Raw genomic sequence first — 19,398 nt, 5'->3', positions numbered from 1 at the left:
CCCCTGGGCCGGCCCGCAAGATCATGCGGGGGTGGGCCCATGACGGCACCGGAGCCGGCCGGGGAGGCCGAGGCACTCGCGGTGGACGGCCTGCGCTGGCTGACCGCAGCGGCGCGGGAAACCGCCGACAGAGCCCTCGCCTGGGCGCCCAGACCCTCGGACGACATACCCGCCCCGACGCTGTACAGCGTCACCGCCGGAATCATCGGGACCACCCCGGCATACGCGGGGACCACAGGCGCATCTCCTCGTTGCTGAAGGGGTGCTCGGGACCACCCCCGCACACGCGGGGACCACGGTCGAACCACGACCTGGAGGACCTGATCCGGGGGACCACCCCCGCACACGCGGGGACCACACCGAGACCACCGATCTGGGCTCCACGCGCGTGGGACCACCCCCGCACACGCGGGGACCACCTGTGCCCGAAGTGCCCTAAGCGAGCAGGAACGGGACCACCCCCGCACACGCGGGGACCACGTGATGGAGAACTGGATCTGGATCTGCGCCGGGGGACCACCCCCGCACACGCGGGGACCACCCTTGTCACGGGGACATGGTGCCGGACCGCGAGGGACCACCCCCGCACACGCGGGGACCACCCTGACCAAGCTGGCCGGCAACCTCCAGAAGAGGGACCACCCCCGCACACGCGGGGACCACCACCACCGACTGTACTAGGACACGCGTAACTCGGGACCACCCCCGCACACGCGGGGACCACTGGCCACCAGAAGGAAAATCATCATAGTGACCGGGACCACCCCCGCACACGCGGGGACCACAGGAGCTGACCTGTGGTGTTGTCGAGCCAGCCGGTCGAATTTGCTTGCTTTGCCAAACTCCGGCCTATGGGGCATAAAGCTCGGCATGCCCGCCTGCCGCATCTCACCCCCCAAATCGTCGTCGTTTCGCCGCCTTGCTCCAGCCCTGCTTCTTCGGTGGTTGCCCCGGTGACCCGGGGGTTTCCGTCGTCGCCGGGCTGGGGCGGTGGAGGAGGGTGAGGCCTTCGTGGTCTGTGGGGTGCCAGGCGTGGTCGTGGGTGCGGAAGGTGAAGCCCTGTTCGTTGTCGGTGGTGTGGGCGAGGAGGGCGCGGCCCTGCCCGGAGTAGGTGCGTACCTCTTCCCAGAGGATGTCCCGGACCCGGGCGGAGGGGCTGCCGATGAAAACGCCGGCGGAGATTTCCAGGAGCCAGCGGGTGAGGAACCCTCGCAGCCCGGCAGGGCAGTTGGTGAGGACGATGACGGTCACCAGACGGGCTCGTCCCCGTAGTTGCGGCCGGAGACGAGGAGTTGGCCACGGTCGGTCTGAAGGCCGACCCGGTCGGCGTCCAAACCGTCGCCGTCGGACGGCTTGCCGTCCGGGGCGGAGTCCTCGTAACGCAGGAGCCGCTTGATGTCGTCGGCGCAACGCTCCAGCAGACCGGCCTTGTTGATCCGGTCACGCAGCGCACGACGAGTGCGGGTCGGCACGTCCTCGTCCCCCGCCGCGGCCGCGTCGAAGGCGGCCGGGATCCCGATCTCCGTCTTGTAGAGGTCGGCGATGTCGAGGACGAAAGATCGTTCGTGCCCGGAGTGCACGAAGCCCAGTCCGGGGGAGCAGCCGAGGGCGGCGACCACGGCGTGAGCCACCCCGTACATGCACTGGGCGGCGGCTGTGACCCCCTGGTTCGGGGCGTCCCCGGCGGCGAAGTCGCCATGGTGGTAGTCGCGCCGGACCCAGCGGACGCCGGTGCGTTCTGCTTCCCGCCGGTAGCACTCCTTGACCCGGCGCCCCTCCATCCGCAGCAGGTCGTCTCGGCTGCACCCGGTGGTGTCCTCGCCGGGGAAGCGCATGCGGTACATCTCCCGGGCCACCTCCACCCGGGTACGCCGGTTCGCCCACGCCGTTGCCTGGGCCTCCAGCAGGCTGGACGAGCGGGTGAGCGCCCGGCCGCCGGAGTAGAAGCGCACGCCTTGCTCCCCTACCCAGATCACGGCGGCGCCGCTCTCCCCGAGCAGCGCCATCGCCTGGTGCGTGACGCGGGTGCCGGGGCCCAGCAGGAGCGTCCCGATGGTTGCCGAGGGGATGTGCGTGACCCCGTCGGCGTCGGTGGCGGTGAGGGCGTTGTCGTCCCGGTGGACGGTGCAGCGCTCCAGGTAGAGGAACGAGGTGCGGTCGCCTACCCGGGTGAGTTCGCGCGGAGAGGAGAGGCTGCGTTTGCCGACGGTACTCATGGACGGCCCCTCACCGCACCGGCGCGAGAGTCATCAGGCCGCATCCGTACGCCTTCGACTTGCCCATCCCATGGGTGAGTGTCCGGCGGAAGGCGGCGAGATCGGTGATGCGCAGCCGTCCGTCGAAGGTGGCCCGGGTGAAGCGCACGTCGGTGCCGGTGCCGGTGCCGGTGCCGGTGCCGGTCCTTGCATCGCGTCGGCTCGTCGGGTCCTCCGAGCGCCGCTGGAAGCGCACCGGGGTGCGGTCGTGGACGACCAGGTGATAGCGCCACTGCACCGGAAGCTCCCCGGTCCCGGTCTCCGTCTCTTCCCCCGGGTCGTTCTCGGCGGCGGCCGGTTCCCTGGGCAGGACTTCGAACCCGGCCCGCTCCTGGCGTTTGAGCAGCCAGCCGACCTGGTGCCCGACCGTGACGTGGGCCGCGCGCTTGGTCGGGGCGCCCACCGGGTCTGTCTCGCGCCGGATGTGGTGCAGCGGGTTGGCCGTGAGCCGGAAGGCCCATTCTCCGCCCGCCGAGAGCCCGTCCAGGAACTCCCCGTAGGCGAACGTGGTCCACCCCTGCGCGCCCAGACTCGGCCAGCCCGCCTGCTCGGCCAGGTGGGTGAGGTCGGGCCGGCCCGGACTGGAAATGAGCAGGTCGATGCGGTTGGCCGGTGCCTTGTCCAGCCGCCACAGCACCCGCGGGCCGCTGCCGTCCCGGGCCGTGGGCTCCGGGAACGCCATGTCGACGGCGCCGTGCAGGCGCTGGGGGGAGGCGAGCAGGGCACGGGCACCGGAGCGGGCCGTGTTGATGCGGAAGCGGGTCAGGTACATCGGCGGTTCCTAGAAGTCGTCCGTGGCGAGAGGCTGAGCAGACGAGTCGTGCCGCGCGGCCAGGGCCGGAGCCGGCCGCAAGTGGGCTGTCGGGTCGTGGAGAGGAGCCGCTGTCGGGTCGTGGAGAGGAGCCGACGCCGGTACGTGCCCGGTCCGTACGCCGCGCATCGCGTACCGGCGGTGGTGCGGGTCGTAGCTGAGGGGGGTGTCGCGGAGCTGGAAGTCGGGGGTGTCCTGCGGCGGACAGTCCAGCAGTATGTCCAGTGCCTCCGGCGGCTGTCCGTCCTCCGTCCGGCGGTCGCGTGGGCCCCGTCCTCCCTGCCAGGGGGTCTCCCGGAGCGCGTCCTCCAACGGAAGGCCGCTGAGGGAGCCCGTGTTCTCCAGGAGCAGCGGATACGACGGCGGGCACGAGCGGCGCCCCAGGTACGGAAGGAACCGGGGCGCGTCGACAGCGGCGTACAGCCGCCGTACGAACGCGTCCTCGCCCTCGACTCCGGCGACGAAGACCGCGTCGGCAAGGTAATACCGGTGCGACAGCGGCAGTACGCGTCCGGTGTCGCTGTTCTCCGCCTTGTGGAAGTCGCGGATGCGGGAGCCGGGACGGTCGATGCGGACACCGAAACGCAGCGCGGTCAGGTCGGAGAGATCCGCTGTGCGCGGGCGGCCTTCCGCGGCGGCCAGCAACCCGAGCACCCCGCTCTTGGTCGGCGCGTTCTCCGTGGCGCGATGCACGAACCGGGAAGAGGACCCCCATGACTGGAGAGGCCCGGCGAGCCGCAGCAGCAACGTGGTCATGCCCCGGACTCCAGCCGCTCGGCGACCGCCGTGCCGACCTGCTCCAGCAGAGTCTCCAGCGTCAGCGCGCTGCCCAGGCCGGCCAGGCTCTCGGTTTCCCTGCCCACCCGGAACACCCATGTGGGATCGGAGCCGAGTCCGTACACCCGCTCCATCTCCGTGATGTGTGCTGCCAGTTGATCGCAGCTTCCGCGGAGGAAGCCGCCGCTCGTGCTCTTCGGCACCGGCGTCTCGAAGGCGCCCACGAAGCTCAGCGGCCAGCGGTTCCGCAGCTTGACGACGACCACGGCGGGCAGGGTGTGGTGGGCAAAGGTGTTGATCTTTCCGGTCGGCAGAGAGGTGATGAACGCCTCCAGGAACGCCGTGAGGGCCTTCGAGGCGGGGGTGCTCGGCCGCTGCTCCGGGTTGAGACCGACTCCGAGATTGCGATGGAGCTCGTCCACATCGACAGCCGCGTACCGGTAGAGGGTGGCGGAGTTGAAGTCGACGGTGCCGATCATCCCGGCGCCGGACTCGGAGTCACCGCTCAAGTCGTCCACGGCCGTGTAGTAGTCCGATTCCACCTCGGACCGGTGCACACTGAGCGCGTGCGCCACCTGTGCGGCGGCCTCCACGTTGAGATCGGCGGCGTCGGCCACCATCCGCCCGAAGAGGGCGATGTCCACCGAGTGCCGGGTGTCGATGGCGGCACGGGCCAGTGCCTTCTTCTTCTTGTCCTTCAGCTCCGCCTTCAGTGTCGCGGGATCTCCTCCGTCGCTCTCACCGACCGCGATGTCGGCGAGTGCGTCCAGCTGCTGCCGGCTGAGGAACATCAGGTACCTCGACTCGGGGAGCGCGCCGCCACTCCCGTCGTCCTCCTTCGCCTTGCGCTTGGGCACCTCCAGCGTGGAGCCGGTCGCGACCGACAGCACCTCCTCGGCCAGCTTCACCGCGTTGTCGGCGACGGTCGCATCCCGCTCTGTGATGCGCTCTGCCAGCGCCTCCACCACCCGCTTCGTCCGCACGCCGAGTTCCTCGGGCGGAAGCAACTGCTCGAACTGCTTCCTGGTGGCCCGCTTCCACGCCTGGCTGGAGACCCGGGCCCGGCGTTCCCCGCCGTAGTAAGCGGATTTGGGGGTTCCGGTGTCGTCCCGGTTCATGTTGCTGGGCGGCACGTTCTGCAGGATGTGGATGTCAACGATGGTGCGTGTCACAGGAGTTCCGCTCTCGTATCGGTGATGGGCCGGAGCTGAAGGGCGTCCGGGGGAGGGGGGGAGGCGTTCGCGGGGGAGTGGCGGCGAGTGGCGGCGAGTGGTTCGGTGGAAGCGTCGGTGCGGCGGCAGACGGTCGGGCACGGCGAGCCGGGCGCGGTGAGTGGTGCGTGGGGGCGCGGCGAGCCGGGCGTCGTGAGTCGCACGGCGTGCGGCCGGGCGGTGGCGCGACCCTGTCATGGCCGGTCAGGCGTCCATGCCCCACTCCTCTCCGTACCCGTACTCGTACTCGTGTCCGGCCCCGTCCCGGTCTCCGCCCCCGTCCCGGTCTCCGCCCCCGTCCCTGGAGCCGTCGCCCGGGGCGGTGGGCCGGCCGTCCGTCTCCCCGCCTGTCTCCCCGCCCGTCCCTTCGCCGGCCGGACCCCAGTACCGGCGGTGCAGTTCGATGCCCCAGGACCGGGTGACGGAGTCGCGTGCGGTCGGGTTCTGCCACCAGAACAGCTGGTCCGCCAGGCGCACGTAGTCCAACGGGATACGGGCTCCGCGCAGCAGCAGCACCAGCTCGCGCAGCCGGGTCGCCAGGACGGTGACGTCCGTGGAGGCAGCGGCCCGTACGTACCGCTTGCGGACGGTCTCGTTGAGCTCCCCGGCCTCAGGGGAGCGCCCGCCGGCTCCCCCCGAACTGCTCTCCTTCTCTGCAGCCTTCGTGTCTCCCGGGCGCGGGCCCCCCGTATCGCCGAGGGCCAGCCGCCGTACCGAACGGCCGAACGCCCACCCGGCCCGGTGCATGGGCTCGTCCCGCACCGACTGCTGGTGCAGCGCCCAGAGCGACACCGCGACGTGGACGGCGGTGTCCTCCCGCCGCTCCTGGGCCTCCCGGGCGGCGTAGCCGGACGAGGAGAGGAAGGCGGGATCCACACCGTCCGCCGCCCGGGCCTCCCGTACGGCGTCCGCACGCTCCAGACGGAGCCGGCCCAGTGTCTCCAGGTGCCCCAGCCCCCAGGCCGCGGGCGACTCGTGGGCCTGCCGTCCGGCCTCCCTGCGCAGCCGGGCCACGTCGGCGACCGCCCAGGAGACGTCCTGCCGGTATCCCCCCTGGAGCGCGGGCAGGAACCGGGCGACGGCCAGCCCCGGCAGCGGCCGGAGCCGTCCGTTCCGGCCCGGTACGTGCGGTGAGTCATCGGTCACGGGTGCCATCAGCAGCTCTCCAGGGGTTCGGAGTCCCGGACGCGGGGGTCCGGGGAGGTGGTGTCAGTACTGGCCGGTGGACGGCTGCGACTCCCCGCCGCCCGGGGAGTCCGGAAGGGGCACCGCGCCGAGGACCTTCTCCAGCCGGCCGCGGAACCAGAGGTCGGCCCGGCCGGCATCCAGCAGCGTGCTGCCGAGCCCGGGAAGGTCGACCATCCGTCCCTCGGCAGCGGTCCGCCCGGCCGAGCGGATCTCCTGCCGGGCCAGCCGCAGCACCTGCCGCCGGACGGTGTCCCGCCACTGCCGCCGGGCCTCCATGAGGTCGGGCTGTCGGCCCAGTTCACGAAGCCACGCGCGGTACGGGCCGTCCAGCGCGCCGAAGGCCAGGTCGCGGACGGTGTCCCTGGCGGCGTCGGTGTGCTCCCCGCCGGCCGCGCGCACCAGGTTGGCGGCGAGCTGGGCCAGCGCCCGCACCGCCTGGTCGGCGTCGTCGACGGCGTCGACCGCCGCCGCTCCGTAGACCTCGTTGCCGGCGTGGAGGATGATCACCGGCAGGACCACGGCGTCATCGACGATCTCGTCGACCACCGACTGCTGCGTGCCGTACTCGATGCCGACCGTTCTCAGCCGCACCAGTTTCGACAGCGGCAGGAGATCCTCGTCGGCCAGCTCCGTCGCCAGCAGCCGCAGCCACTTGGTGATGCGGGGGCGGAGCCGCTGGACGGCCTCGCCCGGCTTCCCGGTCACCTCGTCACCGGCCCGCACGTGCAGCAGCGATTCCAGCCCGCGCCAGGCCGCCCGGCGCGGCTGGTGCCGCAGCGGGGTGTAGTACGGAGTCCGCTTGCGCTTCTTCTCCTGGACCTGGCTGCGCCGCCAGCCGGTCATCGGCTCCAGCAGCCAGGGCGACTCCTGCGCCGGCGGATCGCCGTAACCGAGTACGACCCCGGTCACCGCGTCGCCATCGGCCACCAGCCGGATGCGGCGGGTCTGCCAGGTGTACAGGTCGCGCAGTCCGGCGGGCTCGGGGCCGCCCTCCTTCGTCCCGCGCGGACCGGAGCCGTACGGCTCGTCGCGGTGCCAGACCGGGCGGTCCACCGGGATGCGGTCCTCGAACCCGGAGCCGCCGTACGCCTCCTCGAACGGTACGAGGTTGAGCAGCAGCGTCTCCCGCAGCGTCTCCCCCTCCGCGAAGACACCGCCGAGCATCCCGAGCGAACCCACGCCCAGCGGGTAGACCTTGCCGGCCTTGGCCCGGGTGTCATGCCGCATGGCGGGTTTGATGCCGGACACGTCGAACGCGTGCGCGTGCACCAGCCAGCGCGCGGCCTCAGCGAACGGGATGCGCTCGACTCCCGGCCGCCGCATGGAGAACAGCGCGGCGCCAGAGGACGCGTCGGCGACGATCCGGCTCAGGGCCGCCACCTCGTCCTTCGCGGTCCGAAGACCGGGCGATTGGAAGAACGGCCTTTTCTCATCGAGGAGTTCGAAGCGGTCCGCCGCCGCGTCCAGGTAGTCGCAGGTGACCTGGCGGAAGGCGTCGTCCGCGCCCGGCTCCCAGAGTTCCAGCCACGCGTCGAAGTCCGCCGGCCCCTGATGGGCGTCGTACAGAACGGCGAGGGCAAGCCGCAGCAGGGCGATCTCCTGCGTCGGCACATCGCCCACGATCCGGCGCAACTCGGCCGCTCGGGCGAAGAGATCCCGCAGCGACACCTCCTCCACCACGCCGTCGGAGAGCCGCTGTACGGGCAGCCAGGCATCCCGCACCAGGTTGAACGCCGGTGGCTGTGCCGGGGCGGAACTCACCGCGCCCACCGGCCCCGTCGAGGCGGCGCCACCGGCTCGCGGCCGCCCCCGCCCGTCGTCGCCTTCCTCCTCCTCGGTACGGGCAGTTCCGTCCCGATCCACCTTCGCGGCACCATCCCGCTCGTCCCCCTTGCCGTCCTTGCCCGGAGCACCGCGCCCCCGCTCGCCGGGCACGGCAAAGCTGAGCCCGTCCTGCTCGCTGTAGCTCAACTCGTAGCCTGACAGACGGGTCTGACAACGCTCGTCCAAAACCAGAATCAGCTGACCCGCCAGCCAAGGGCACTCCTTCCTCTGCCAGGCGGGGACCATGAACCGCTCCAGCTCAGCGATGGTGCGGTCGATGATCCCCGGGTGACTGAACCTTCCCGGCAACGTGAGCGCGCTCATGGCGACCGCCTCCGCCGCACGCCTGGGCGGCGGGAAGTCGACCGGGAGCGACAGCCCTCCCCGCCCGCCGTCCAGCCACGGCACCGTGGTCAGCCTGCCGTCGTCCCGCCGCTGTACGACGAGGACTTCGATGGTCTCGTCGGAGTCGCGTACCTGCGCCCGCCCCTTCAGACTGTCGTCCGCGTCGCCGGCGTGCGCCTCCAGCCACCCGTAGACCGGGCGGCCGGGACGCCCCACATGCCCGAGCAGGAAGCCATCGGCTCGGCGCTGCTTCCTGTCGAGCAGCGCGTCATGGCGCTCCCGTGCCCGCTCCGTCTCCCGCGCCCACTCCGCAGGTCCGATCGGCTCGTTGCCGTAGCCGCGTTGCACCAGCGGGCCGATGTCGTCGGGCAGCCGCACCGGCGCTCCGTCCAGGTGCGGCGCGAGTGCCGCCAGCGACCGCAGCAGCGTCCAGTCGCCCGGATACACGGCCTGCGATCCCCGTACCGGCGACGGCGGCGAGGCCGTCCAGTCCACCACGCCGGTGATCAGGCACTTCGGCGCGGCCAGCCGGCCCGGCCGGTCGGGCACGGGATGCCGGTGCAGCCGCCCCATCCGCTGCAGCACCAGGTCGACCGGAGCCAGATCAGTCACCAGCAGGTCGAAGTCGACGTCGAGCGACTGCTCCACCACCTGGCTGGCGACGACCACGTGGCGAGCGGGCCGGTCGCCGCCGGGCCCGTACCGCCGCACCAGCTTGACGTCGTTCGCCGCCCGGTCGGCGGCCAGGAACCGCGAATGCGCCACGGTGACCTGCTCGTCCCCGAACCGCCCGCGCAGCACCCGCGCCGCCTCCAGCACGCGGTTCACCGTGTTCCGCACGACGAGCGCGCAGCCGCCGTCCGCCAGTTCGGCCTCCAGCCGGTCCGCCAGCAGCTCGACGTCGTCGTCCAGCCGCTCCACCGCGACCTCCGCGTACCGCCCGGAAGCAGCCTCGGGGCGCGCGGTGACCGCCTCCCGCCCCGGCGACACGGCGGTCAGCAGCGGATACGCGTCCACCGCCGTCTCCACCGCGGCCGCCGCCTCCGCTCCCGCGTAGGCGGCGGCGAGTTCCCTACGGCGCGCCGCGGGCAGCGTCGCCGAGAGCAGGACCACCGGCACCCGGTAGGCGGCCAGCCACTCCAGCGTCCGGTCGAGGTACCGGTTCATGTACGCGTCGTACGCGTGGACCTCGTCGATCACCACGACCTTGCCCGCGACCGCGAGATGCCGCAGCGCCAGATGCCGGCTCTTCAGCCCGGCGAACAGCACCTGGTCCACGGTCCCGACGGCGAACGACGCCAGCAACTGCTTCTTCCGCCCGCGAAGCCACTGGTGCGCGTGCAGCCCGGACGGCTGCCACCGGCCCTGCCCGCCCCCGTACGCGTCGCCGTCCGGGTCGACCGCCGAGATCGCCCGGTCGCCCTCCCTCAGCAGTCCGGCCCAGTCGCTCTGCAGGGCGGCCTTGGCGTGGGCGAGCACCAGGGACCAGTTGCCGCCACCGTCCGCCGGAAGCGCCTCCAGCCAGTTCCGTAGCCGCTTGAACATCGCGTCCGAGGTGGCCCGGGTGGGCAGGGCCAGCAAGAGCCCCCCGGCGCCCGACCGCGCCGCCAGCACCTCCGCCGCCGCGAGCGCCGCCTCGGTCTTCCCCTCGCCCATCGGCGCCTCGACGATCAGCAGGCCGCCCGGCTCCATCTCCCGCGCCAGACGCACCGCTTCGGCCTGCACCGGGCGGAGCGCTGATCCGGCGAGCCGGGGAAAGCGCGCCGCGAACAACTCCTCGGCGGAGCCCACGGGCTCCTCGGGCCGCCACGGCTCCGTCAGCTCCAGCCCCTCCCACGCGGCCCGCAGCCGCCGGGATTCGCCCGCCTCCAGCCACGACTCCGGCGCGTACGGAAACAGCTCCGGCGCACTGGCGATCCAGTCCGCGAGGATCACCACGGCGGTCAGCAGCACCTGCGCGGGCTGCGACAGCCGGACACTCTTCAGCCGTCCCAACACCGCTTCGGCATCACACAGTTCGGCACACCAGTCCAGCAACTCGAACTGCGTACACCGCCACACCTCTTCGGCGGCGCCCGTGTGCCGCAGCAGATGCGGCCGCAGCCGTACGTCGTGGATCTGCCCACTCTCCGGCGGCACCCCGTGATGACCGCCGGCCACCACCGCGAACTGCCCGGAAACCCGGGCCGTGAGCCCGTGGCGCTCCCGCAGCCACTCCTGGATCAGCAACTGCCCGGCCAGCCCGTGCGGCGCCAGCCGCCGCTCCCGGCCGTACTCCTTCGCGGTCGGCATCCCCAGCCCGCGATCCCGCATCCGCCCGGCCAACTCCTCGACCTGGCAGGCGAAGGCGGGCGTGCACTTCCCTATATCGTGTGAAGCGGCAATGAATCGGACAAGGCGTACCGCCTCCTCCTCGCCCCCCGGCAGCCCCTCCCGCACCACCCTCTTCACCGACTCCGGAAGCCACCGCTCCCACAACAACCCCGCGACGGTCCCGCTGTCGGCGAGATGCCGCCACAGCGGCAGCCAATCCCCCGTCTGCCGCTCGTGCTTCGCCCACACGGACCGCGCCGCTCCGGACAGACCGGCGGACAAGACGCGCGCCGTGGACGGGGTGAACTCTTCCTGCTCCGACTGCCCGGCCATGCTGCTGCCCTCCGAGTTCGCGCCTTTGGCTGGCTGGACACACGAACCCCGGGGCAGCCACCGACAACCGGCGGCCGCCCCGGCACCGATCAGTGTCTGAGCCAGAGCGAGAGGGCGGTCCCGACAACGAGCAGGAGAGCCCAGACGACGGGACGATCCGGTGACCCGGAGATCATCGCGCAGATGACCAGCCAGTGGGGGTCGCCGTAGTGGGGTGAGGTTAAGGCGCGCATTTACAATCCTTCTTGTTGCTGCTGTCTGCATGGATGGGGCAACGGGAGAGGGACTTGGTGCAGTGGGGTACGCCGTGGCGCGACGTACCGCCCCAAGTCCCTTTCTGTGTTCGAGAGTTGCTGCCGCGCCTCGACGGATCGAGGCGCGGTGGAGTTACTGTAGCGCCATCACGGCATCCATCGGGGCGACTTGATGAATCTGCCAGCTCGCTACGCGGGGACCTCACTTGAGCCTGCTTGTCGGCGTGTCTCTTTCTGCTGGTGTCTGGGGGCTGAATTTCAACCATGCAGGGTCGGACCTGCAGGTACCCCCGCGTGTACGGGGGATCAGCGACCCCCACCACGGGAGAAGACATCCCCTCCCGTGCTACCCCCGCGTACGCGGGGAACAACGGTGCGTTCTTGCGCTCTTGCGCACTCGGGGCCCTCAGGGACCACCCCCGCATGCGCGGGGACCACAGGAGCCGACGAGGTATCCCAGTTCGCGCCCCGGACCACCTCCGCACGCGCGGGGACCACACTACGTGGCCCTCGCCCCCATCAGGGGCCTGAGGACCATCCTCGTGTGCGTGGGGACCACCCGAGGGCGCTCGCCGTCGGCGGCCTGGTGGCGGGACCACTCCCGCGTGCGTGGGGATCACTGGTCCGCGAGGCTCACCGCGGTGCCCAACCGGGGACCACCCTCGCATGCGCGGGGACCGCGAACAACGACGTCCTGACCGGGTGCCGGCGGAGGGACCACCCTCGCATGCGCGGGGGCCACCGACAGCCACGATCGTCTCCCTGTCGCTCGACGGGACCACCCCGCATGCGCGGGGACCACCACGCTGATGCGGGCCATGGAGCCTCCACCGACCTGAAAATCCCAGTTCAGACGGGATGGTGTGACTGTGTTCCGGGGTGCTGGTGCTGGTCGTGGGCGACAGTCTGTGCCGTAGATCGTCCGTCAGCGGTTGATTTCGAGGTTCGTCAGGACGAGCAGGGCGCGCAGGAGGCGGGTCGCGTGGACGGTGTTGGTGCGGAGCTTGGTGAGGATCCGCCAGTTCTTGAGGTGAGCGAAGCCGTGCTCGACCGGTGCTCGTCCGACGGGGAGGGCACGGTTGGCTTCCTTTTCGCCGGGGGGTGAGCTTGTGGGTGTGGCCGGCGTGGACGTCGGTGACGATCATGGGGTCGAGTACGTCGTTGTCCAGGCCGCGAAAGCCGAGTTCCGCGAGGGCGCCGAGGCCGGCGGCGCGCAGATGGAACAGGATGTGATCGTGGCGGGCGGCAGTGTTGTCGTGTGTGCGGCGGGGCCGGGCGGCGGAGATCCACACCAGGCGGCCCCTCTCGTCGGTGAGGGCGAGGAAGCGCAGGCCGTGAGGCGTTGCTTGCCGGAGCAGTTCTTGCGGTCGGCTTTCCCGGTGCGGCGCTGGGTATGGACGAGGGTGCCGTCAATCAGGACGACCTCCCCACCCTGACCGGCGATCTTCTTCAGCGCGCGGTCCAGGCGTGGTGCCTGCGCGGCGAGCAGGGCGATCGCCTCGTCGCGCCGGTGACGGACGGTGGACTCGGAGACGTTGTTGCCGACGGCCATGTCGGCCAGGCGCTGATCGTGGCGCAGCACGGCCAGGACGATCACCGCGATCCTCCCGGGCGGCAGGATCCGCTACCTGGGGACACCCCGGTTACGCCCACCCAGCGTCGTCCGTGGGCAATGGCTTCGTGGTCACAGCCGGGTGGTGAACGGGCCGTCGGACTGTTTCCGCAGCCAGCCGCGGTTGACCAGTCGGACCGGTTTCCGCGCGGCGGCTCCAGCTTGCTCCTCACGCTGACGTCCATCCCCAGCACCTCGCCGACCTGACGGGCCATGACCGGACCGGCGGCCTGCCGTACGACGGAGAGAATGCGGTGGTAGTCCGGCGGAAGCATGGTCTCCTCCACGTTCGGCGCGCGATGCATAATCGTCATCACCCTCCGGTCACCCACCTGCCGGGGTCGGTGCGGACGCGACCCGCTCCTCGGCGAGCTGCTCGCTCATCCGCTCCAGGACCCTTCTCAGCGACAGCGAGTTCGTCGCACTCAGCCCGGACCTCCGCCAGCTGCTTGGCCAGCGGTTCTTCGAGTTCGTCCAGTTCCGCACGCCGCGCGGTGATCCGTTCCAGCAACATGGGATCTACACCGGATCGTAGAAGGCCACCTGACCGCAGCGAGCGAGAACTGGTCGACCGGATGCTGACGGCCAGTGGCGGTGAGCGTTGATCCATTGTCCTCGTTTGACCACTGGTGGACATGGTGTGTGCCGGGACAGAGCCGCCCCTTCCCGCCATTGCGTGACGTTCGGTGCAGGTGGGGCCGTCGTCATCCGGCCAAGCCCACAGCAGGCGCAGCCCCCTCCACTCTTACCGAACTAGCGTTCCCTTATTGCCGGTTGGACCGACCGGCATCGCAATGCGAGGGAGCACCTATGCGCACAGCAAGACTCCTGTCCGTCATGGCGATTGGTGTGGCGGCCGCCACTGTTCTGGGCTTCGGTACCTCTGCCTCGGCGGTGACGCCAGCCACCTCGGGCGACTCGAGCCCTTCGGCCGGGCATGTGGTGGTGGACGGACACCGTGTGGTGACCGGGACCACGATCGGAGAGTGGGGCAAGGCGACGGACGGCAAGCTGTACTCCTTCACCTACAAGGCCGGCGAGGCCAGGCCCGCCGCGCCCGCCGCTCCGGCGGCGGCGCGCTGTTCGGTGTACATTTCCGACGTCTCCTTCCACGGCGCCGGCGCCAGCGCGTATTTCCAGTGGGAGACCTCACAGGCATGCAGCGGGTCGTACGGCTCGCAGAAGTTGCAGACGCAGATGTGGCGCAGTTCGTGGAGCGGGCCGCGCGGCTACAACGACTGGCACGGCACGGGGCTGACCTCCAGTAGCTTCATCGACTACGGGTGGTCGACGGACTGCAACGACGGGGGCGGCACCTACACCTACTACCCTGTGATGCAGGGCTACGCCAGCGGGATCGGCTGGGGCCCGAAGACCCGCTCCGACAACGAACTGCGCAAGGGATGCGGGACCAGGTCTCCGAATCCGTAGGAGATAGGAGAGGCGCATGGTCGAACAACCCCCCACGCGGTACTCACCCGAAGGCACGCCGCTGGGGCGCACGGCGGACACCATCCGGCTCGGCAACAGCTACGCCACTGACGCTCCCCGGGCCCGCAAGCTGTGGTGGCATATCAGGGACGTACTGCGCTGGCCGGTGAAGAACAGCGAGCAGCGCCACTGACGTAGGAACACGGACGGGCCCTCTCCGCAGGAACACTCTGCGGAGAGAGCCCACTTTCGTCATGCGGTCAAACTGGCAGCGAAGCATCAAACCTCGCCAGCGCAGGTCAACTGACGGCCCATCTACGACGCAGACCGCCGCCCACGACCAGCACGAGCACCCCGGAACACAGTCACACCAGCCCTGCTGAACTGGGATTTCCAGGTTGGCGGAGGCTCACTGCCCCCGCATGCGCGGGGACCAGCGTCCTGCACGGGGGCGTGCAGCGCCTGAGCGGGGACCACCCCCGCATGCGCGGGGACCACCGCTCCAGGACCATGCGGGCCACGCGGCGGGCGGGACCACCCCCGCATGCGCGGGGACCACGCCCGGTCCTCCATCTGCTGCGCGGCGGCGTCGGGACCACCCCCGCATGCGCGGGGACCACATGGTGTCGGTCTGGTCCCCTACCTCAAGGACGGGACCACCCCCGCATGCGCGGGGACCACGGCGTCCGCAAGGAGGCCGATGAGGCCGGCCAGGGACCACCCCCGCATGCGCGGGGACCACACGAGGGCATCACCCAAGGCGACGACCTGAAGGGGACCACCCCCGCATGCGCGGGGACCACCACCCGTACGTCATCGCCAAGGTCCACGCGAAGTGGACCACCCCCGCATGCGCGGGGACCACGGCAACTCCGCCATGGACGACCCGCGGTCGTGGGGACCACCCCCGCATGCGCGGGGACCACATGAACACGGTGGCGAAGACGGCGGCGGCGTGGGGACCACCCCGCATGCGCGGGGACCACGAACCGCCAGGATTGTTGCAGGTAGAGCCGCTGGGACCACCCCCGCATGCGCGGGGACCACGAGACGAGCACGTGCGTCGCGGCGTGGCTCAGGGGACCACCCCCGCATGCGCGGGGACCACATGACGAAGCCGAGGTCGCTGTAGTCGGGGAAGGGACCACCCCCGCATGCGCGGGGACCACGTCCCATCCCCAGCGGAGAGCGCCCTCCGCTGGGGACCACCCCCGCATGCGCGGGGACCACGCCTGCACGATCTCATCCGGGTCCGGAGTGATGGGACCACCCCCGCATGCGCGGGGACCACTCCGAGTTGGCTTGCGTGCTGCCGGGCCCCCGGGGACCACCCCCGCATGCGCGGGGACCACTCGCCGACGCCCTGGGCGTCGGAGTCCGGCAGGGGACCACCCCCGCATGCGCGGGGACCACTGGACGGTGTGCGCCCAGATCCCGACGGGGCTGGGACCACCCCCGCATGCGCGGGGACCACTGCCCGCCGCAGATGGACTGCCAGGGCGGTCGGGGACCACCCCCGCATGCGCGGGGACCACCGCGGCGGGCCTTGAGGAGGCTGGCGCGTACGGGGACCACCCCCGCATGCGCGGGGACCACTTGATTTCCCCGGCCACTACTTCCGGCTGTGGTGGGCCACCCCCGCATGCGCGGGGACCACCACTATTTTTAGGGGTGCCGGGCTGACCTGCGGGGACCACCCCCGCATGCGCGGGGACCACTGCTCCTTCGGGTGCGGTGGTGTCGCGGTGCGGGGACCACCCCCGCATGCGCGGGGACCACGCCCCGGCCGCCGGCCCGGTCCTGGTCGGCTGGGGACCACCCCCGCATGCGCGGGGACCACGACTACGACCTCAGCACCGCGACCCTCCTGGGGGGACCACCCCCGCATGCGCGGGGACCACCGAACCGGAGATCGCCGCGGCGACCGCTACCCGGGACCACCCCCGCATGCGCGGGGACCACTCTGCTCGGTGTGGGTCGGTCGGTGGCCGTAAGGGACCACCCCCGCATGCGCGGGGACCACGCCACCCGAGCAGATCTCCCCCGCCTTCAGCAGGGACCACCCCCGCATGCGCGGGGACCACCCACCGGCCCGGACCGGGCGAAGACGGGGGAGGGGGACCACCCCCGCATGCGCGGGGACCACATCGGCTCCGAGGCCGGGACGATGGCCGACTGGGGACCACCCCCGCATGCGCGGGGACCACCGGGGCACAGATGAGTGCCTGGATCATGATCAGGGACCACCCCCGCATGCGCGGGGACCACCTGCCCGAGGAACCGGGGGGCCTTCGGCGACGCGGACCACCCCCGCATGCGCGGGGACCACTAGCCCGCGCAGCGCCTCCAGGGCCTCCGTCAGGGACCACCCCCGCATGCGCGGGGACCACTCGATGCTCACCCTCGGATCCGGCAGGGCCGGGGGACCACCCCCGCATGCGCGGGGACCACCTGGGCCAGGCCGACGTCGACGCCTACCAGGCGGGACCACCCCCGCATGCGCGGGGACCACGACTCCACGACCACCACAGGCATCTACGCCCACGGACCACCCCCGCATGCGCGGGGACCACCAGCGAGACCGCGTACTTCCTCGGTCCGCCGAAGGACCACCCCCGCATGCGCGGGGACCACTGCACAGCAGCGTTCCACGGCAACGAGGCCACGGGACCACCCCCGCATGCGCGGGGACCACTGACCACGAGTTCTCCTCGTCGGCGTGCAGCGGGGACCACCCCCGCATGCGCGGGGACCACGGCAAGGGGAGCCCGCAGCGCCCGCACAGGCCGGGACCACCCCCGCATGCGCGGGGACCACCCATCACCCACTATCGGACCGAACTTGTCCCAGGGACCACCCCCGCATGCGCGGGGACCACGGGCTCAAGGCCTCGGCCGTCACGAAGTCCTCGGGACCACCCCCGCATGCGCGGGGACCACGACAGGGGGATTCGCCCCCCCCAGGGCATGCGGGGACCACCCCCGCATGCGCGGGGACCACATCGCGCTGCTGGACCGGCCGGCCTTCGCCGAGGGACCACCCCCGCATGCGCGGGGACCACCAGAAGCTGCCCATGACGATGGCGAAGCGCGGGGGACCACCCCCGCATGCGCGGGGACCACGGTCACGGCCAGCGACTGGAGCACCTTGAGCAGGGACCACCCCCGCATGCGCGGGGACCACGGTGCGGAGGAGATCCCGATGGCCGCAACGCCGGGACCACCCCCGCATGCGCGGGGACCACGGTGCGGAGGAGATCCCGATGGCCGCAACGCCGGGACCACCCCCGCATGCGCGGGGACCACATCGTGCGTTGGCTGGGGAAGAAGGCCCGCGAGGGACCACCCCCGCATGCGCGGGGACCACCTCGATGAAGCCCCCCAGGTTGCGGGACTGCCGGGACCACCCCCGCATGCGCGGGGACCACGCGAGCAGCTGCGCCAGGTCGATGGGTCGCGCGGGACCACCCCCGCATGCGCGGGGACCACGCGACGGCGACCGCGGCGGCGCAGATCGTGATGGGACCACCCCTGCATGCGCGGGGACCACTCGGCCTCGCCGGGCTGGAGCCACAGTTCCGCGGGACCACCCCTGCATGCGCGGGGACCACCGGAGCTGACCTGCGATGTCATACCGCCTGGTGCCTGATTTTACCCACTTTGCCAAACTCCGACCTATCGCACAAAGGCGGCATTTCACCCACCTCTGTCACATCCCAACTCCCCATTTTCTCAACTACGAGGCCAGCGCCTTTCAGATCGCCCTGCCCGCCCGAAGCGGGTGACTGCTTATCCCCGTCCCCTTGGTCCTCGTGTACGTGCCCCTCGGCTCTGGCCGCAGCCTTGAGTTCCTGAACCCTGACAGTCGAGGGCGAACGAGGCCAGAAGTAAGACCACTTGGGGATCAGCCTCCGCTCAGTCCGAGCGGTGCTCGTGCCGAAGGGGCGGGGGTTCGGATCGAGGTCATGCACCTTGACCAATCCCACGGTGTTGACCTCTTGGCCGATTCGGCGGCGCCGCACCTCGGCGAAGTTCGGTGAGCGCCGACGGGAGTGTCTGGCCGCCGACGAGCTAGCGGAAGGCTCGCTCGTACAGGATCACCCACAGCTTGCCGGGCTCCTCGTCGGATGAACTCATCGGTCATGTCCTCCACTTGCTCGGTGATCTCGTGCAACGCCCGCACGTTTTGCAGCGGGTTGCCGCGAGTGATCAGTGCCGGCACCCGAGGCAGTGGGAAGTCCGGTCGGGGACGGGCCTCGGCCCGTCGGCGGTGTTCTCGTCCACAGCGCGACGGACCCAAGAGGCGTGCCGCCCCGCCCCTTGATCTTCCTGAATCGCTCAACCGCGAAGTGGCCTTGTTGATCACTGCGCAGCAGCAGAATCGTGTGGCCGTGCATGGAGTCGTCGTCGAGGTTCCCTGTCCTCTGGGCCACCCTTGGGCCGGGGCACGACATGCGTCCTTCAGTGAGCGCGGGCGGATCGGCACAGTCCGTTCCCGTTCCCGGGGTGATCAGCTCACTGCGGCAGATCGCGCATCTTCTGTCGGCTTCGGCCCGCCCGACCCTGCGTGTCTTCTCGGAGGCACCATGCGTGGCACCTTGCCGGAGCAACCCGGGGGGAGAAGAACCAGGCCAGTCTTCTCGGCGCGGAGAGCCTTTCGCGGTCAGATCGCTGCAATGGCAACCCGGCAGCCGCCAACGTCGAAGGGCCCCACTGCAAGCAGCGGGGCCCTTCGACATCGTGCCCGGTGAGGCACTGGCGGAGGATACGAGATTCGAACTCGTGAGGGGTTGCCCCCAACACGCTTTCCAAGCGTGCGCCCTAGGCCTCTAGGCGAATCCTCCGGTGGGAACATTACATGACCGAGGGGAGTGCTCGCGAACCCGTTGTCGCCGGTCGGGGCCGGGGTACTGAGTGGTGGCCGCGATCGGGTACTGTGGGACACAGCCCCTCACGCGGCGCTATCTGACTGAACTCCCCCAGGGCCGGAAGGCAGCAAGGGTAGGTCGGCTCTGGCGGGTGCGTGGGGGGCCCTTGCGTTTCCG

Annotated in this window: 10 protein-coding genes, 1 tRNA gene, 1 other RNA gene and 2 CRISPR repeat arrays; of the genes, 3 read left to right on the top strand and 9 right to left on the bottom strand. The window is 71.1% G+C overall.

Features of this window, described 5'->3' with window-relative positions; translation table 11 throughout:
• Positions 1 to 207 precede the first annotated feature (207 nt).
• A CRISPR array of direct repeats spans positions 208 to 785; the repeat unit is 29 nt; unit sequence GGGACCACCCCCGCACACGCGGGGACCAC.
• Positions 786 to 888: 103 nt separating this feature from the next.
• From cas2e to NX794_RS10205, 8 genes are all read right to left on the bottom strand, one after another.
• Positions 889 to 1,251 (bottom strand): type I-E CRISPR-associated endoribonuclease Cas2e, encoded by a 363-nt coding sequence (gene cas2e, locus NX794_RS10240; RefSeq protein WP_258778008.1) that lies wholly within the window; start codon positions 1,249 to 1,251, stop codon positions 889 to 891.
• Positions 1,248 to 2,216 carry a type I-E CRISPR-associated endonuclease Cas1e gene (gene cas1e, locus NX794_RS10235; RefSeq protein ID WP_258778006.1) on the bottom strand — a complete coding sequence of 323 codons (969 nt, stop codon included), beginning with the start codon at positions 2,214 to 2,216 and terminating at the stop codon, positions 1,248 to 1,250. Before cas1e ends, cas2e begins: the two co-directional genes overlap by 4 nt.
• A 10-nt stretch (positions 2,217 to 2,226) precedes the next feature.
• A complete protein-coding gene (cas6e, locus tag NX794_RS10230; RefSeq protein WP_258778005.1) occupies positions 2,227 to 3,027 on the bottom strand; it encodes a type I-E CRISPR-associated protein Cas6/Cse3/CasE in 801 nt (266 codons plus the stop codon).
• A gap of 9 nt (positions 3,028 to 3,036) precedes the next feature.
• Positions 3,037 to 3,822, bottom strand: a complete 786-nt coding sequence (gene cas5e / locus NX794_RS10225; RefSeq protein WP_258778004.1) for a type I-E CRISPR-associated protein Cas5/CasD — start codon at positions 3,820 to 3,822, stop codon at positions 3,037 to 3,039.
• Entirely contained in the window at positions 3,819 to 5,015 is a 1,197-nt protein-coding gene (cas7e, locus tag NX794_RS10220; RefSeq protein WP_258778003.1) for a type I-E CRISPR-associated protein Cas7/Cse4/CasC, read from the bottom strand. The genes cas5e and cas7e overlap by 4 nt, the downstream gene beginning before the upstream one ends.
• A 243-nt stretch (positions 5,016 to 5,258) precedes the next feature.
• The gene (gene casB / locus NX794_RS10215; RefSeq protein ID WP_258778002.1) at positions 5,259 to 6,200 is read right to left on the bottom strand and encodes a type I-E CRISPR-associated protein Cse2/CasB; all 942 of its coding nucleotides are present in this window, start codon (positions 6,198 to 6,200) and stop codon (positions 5,259 to 5,261) included.
• 63 nt (positions 6,201 to 6,263) lie between these two features.
• Complete coding sequence (casA, locus tag NX794_RS10210) at positions 6,264 to 11,057, bottom strand: type I-E CRISPR-associated protein Cse1/CasA (RefSeq protein ID WP_258778001.1); 4,794 nt, start codon at positions 11,055 to 11,057, stop codon at positions 6,264 to 6,266.
• 1,395 nt (positions 11,058 to 12,452) lie between these two features.
• Positions 12,453 to 12,908, bottom strand: coding sequence for a hypothetical protein (locus NX794_RS10205; protein WP_258778000.1), 456 nt, complete (start codon positions 12,906 to 12,908; stop codon positions 12,453 to 12,455).
• A gap of 978 nt (positions 12,909 to 13,886) precedes the next feature.
• On the opposite strand from NX794_RS10205, the gene NX794_RS10200 reads away from it, so the two are divergent.
• Together NX794_RS10200 and NX794_RS10195 are read left to right on the top strand one after the other, a co-directional pair.
• On the top strand, positions 13,887 to 14,354 hold the full coding sequence (locus NX794_RS10200; RefSeq protein WP_258777999.1) for a hypothetical protein: 468 nt from the start codon (positions 13,887 to 13,889) through the stop codon (positions 14,352 to 14,354).
• A gap of 16 nt (positions 14,355 to 14,370) precedes the next feature.
• Complete coding sequence (locus NX794_RS10195) at positions 14,371 to 14,547, top strand: hypothetical protein (RefSeq protein ID WP_258777998.1); 177 nt, start codon at positions 14,371 to 14,373, stop codon at positions 14,545 to 14,547.
• 276 nt (positions 14,548 to 14,823) lie between these two features.
• Positions 14,824 to 17,964: a CRISPR direct-repeat array (repeat unit 29 nt; unit sequence GGGACCACCCCCGCATGCGCGGGGACCAC).
• A 1,145-nt stretch (positions 17,965 to 19,109) separates the two neighbouring features.
• On the opposite strand, the gene NX794_RS10190 is transcribed toward NX794_RS10195, so the two are convergent.
• Positions 19,110 to 19,197 (bottom strand) — tRNA-Ser (locus NX794_RS10190).
• Between the two features lie 98 nt (positions 19,198 to 19,295).
• On the opposite strand from NX794_RS10190, the gene ffs reads away from it, so the two are divergent.
• Positions 19,296 to 19,392: signal recognition particle sRNA small type (ffs, locus tag NX794_RS10185), an RNA gene on the top strand.
• The last annotated feature ends 6 nt before the right edge of the window (positions 19,393 to 19,398 follow it).

The organism is Streptomyces pyxinicus (assembly GCF_024753135.1).
GTDB classification, from domain to species: domain Bacteria; phylum Actinomycetota; class Actinomycetes; order Streptomycetales; family Streptomycetaceae; genus Streptomyces; species Streptomyces pyxinicus.
Note: the sequence above shows the minus strand (reverse complement) of the source record. Positions and strands in the feature narration are given on the sequence as shown.

Bases quoted from the DNA above. Each gene is read 5' to 3' on its own strand.
- cas1e (WP_258778006.1), bottom strand. From the start codon at position 2,216: ATGAGTACCGTCGGCAAACGCAGCCTCTCCTCTCCGCGCGAACTCACC.
- cas6e (WP_258778005.1), bottom strand. From the start codon at position 3,027: ATGTACCTGACCCGCTTCCGCATCAACACGGCCCGCTCCGGTGCCCGT.
- cas5e (WP_258778004.1), bottom strand. From the start codon at position 3,822: ATGACCACGTTGCTGCTGCGGCTCGCCGGGCCTCTCCAGTCATGGGGG.
- casA (WP_258778001.1), bottom strand. From the start codon at position 11,057: ATGGCCGGGCAGTCGGAGCAGGAAGAGTTCACCCCGTCCACGGCGCGC.
- NX794_RS10195 (WP_258777998.1), top strand. From the start codon at position 14,371: ATGGTCGAACAACCCCCCACGCGGTACTCACCCGAAGGCACGCCGCTG.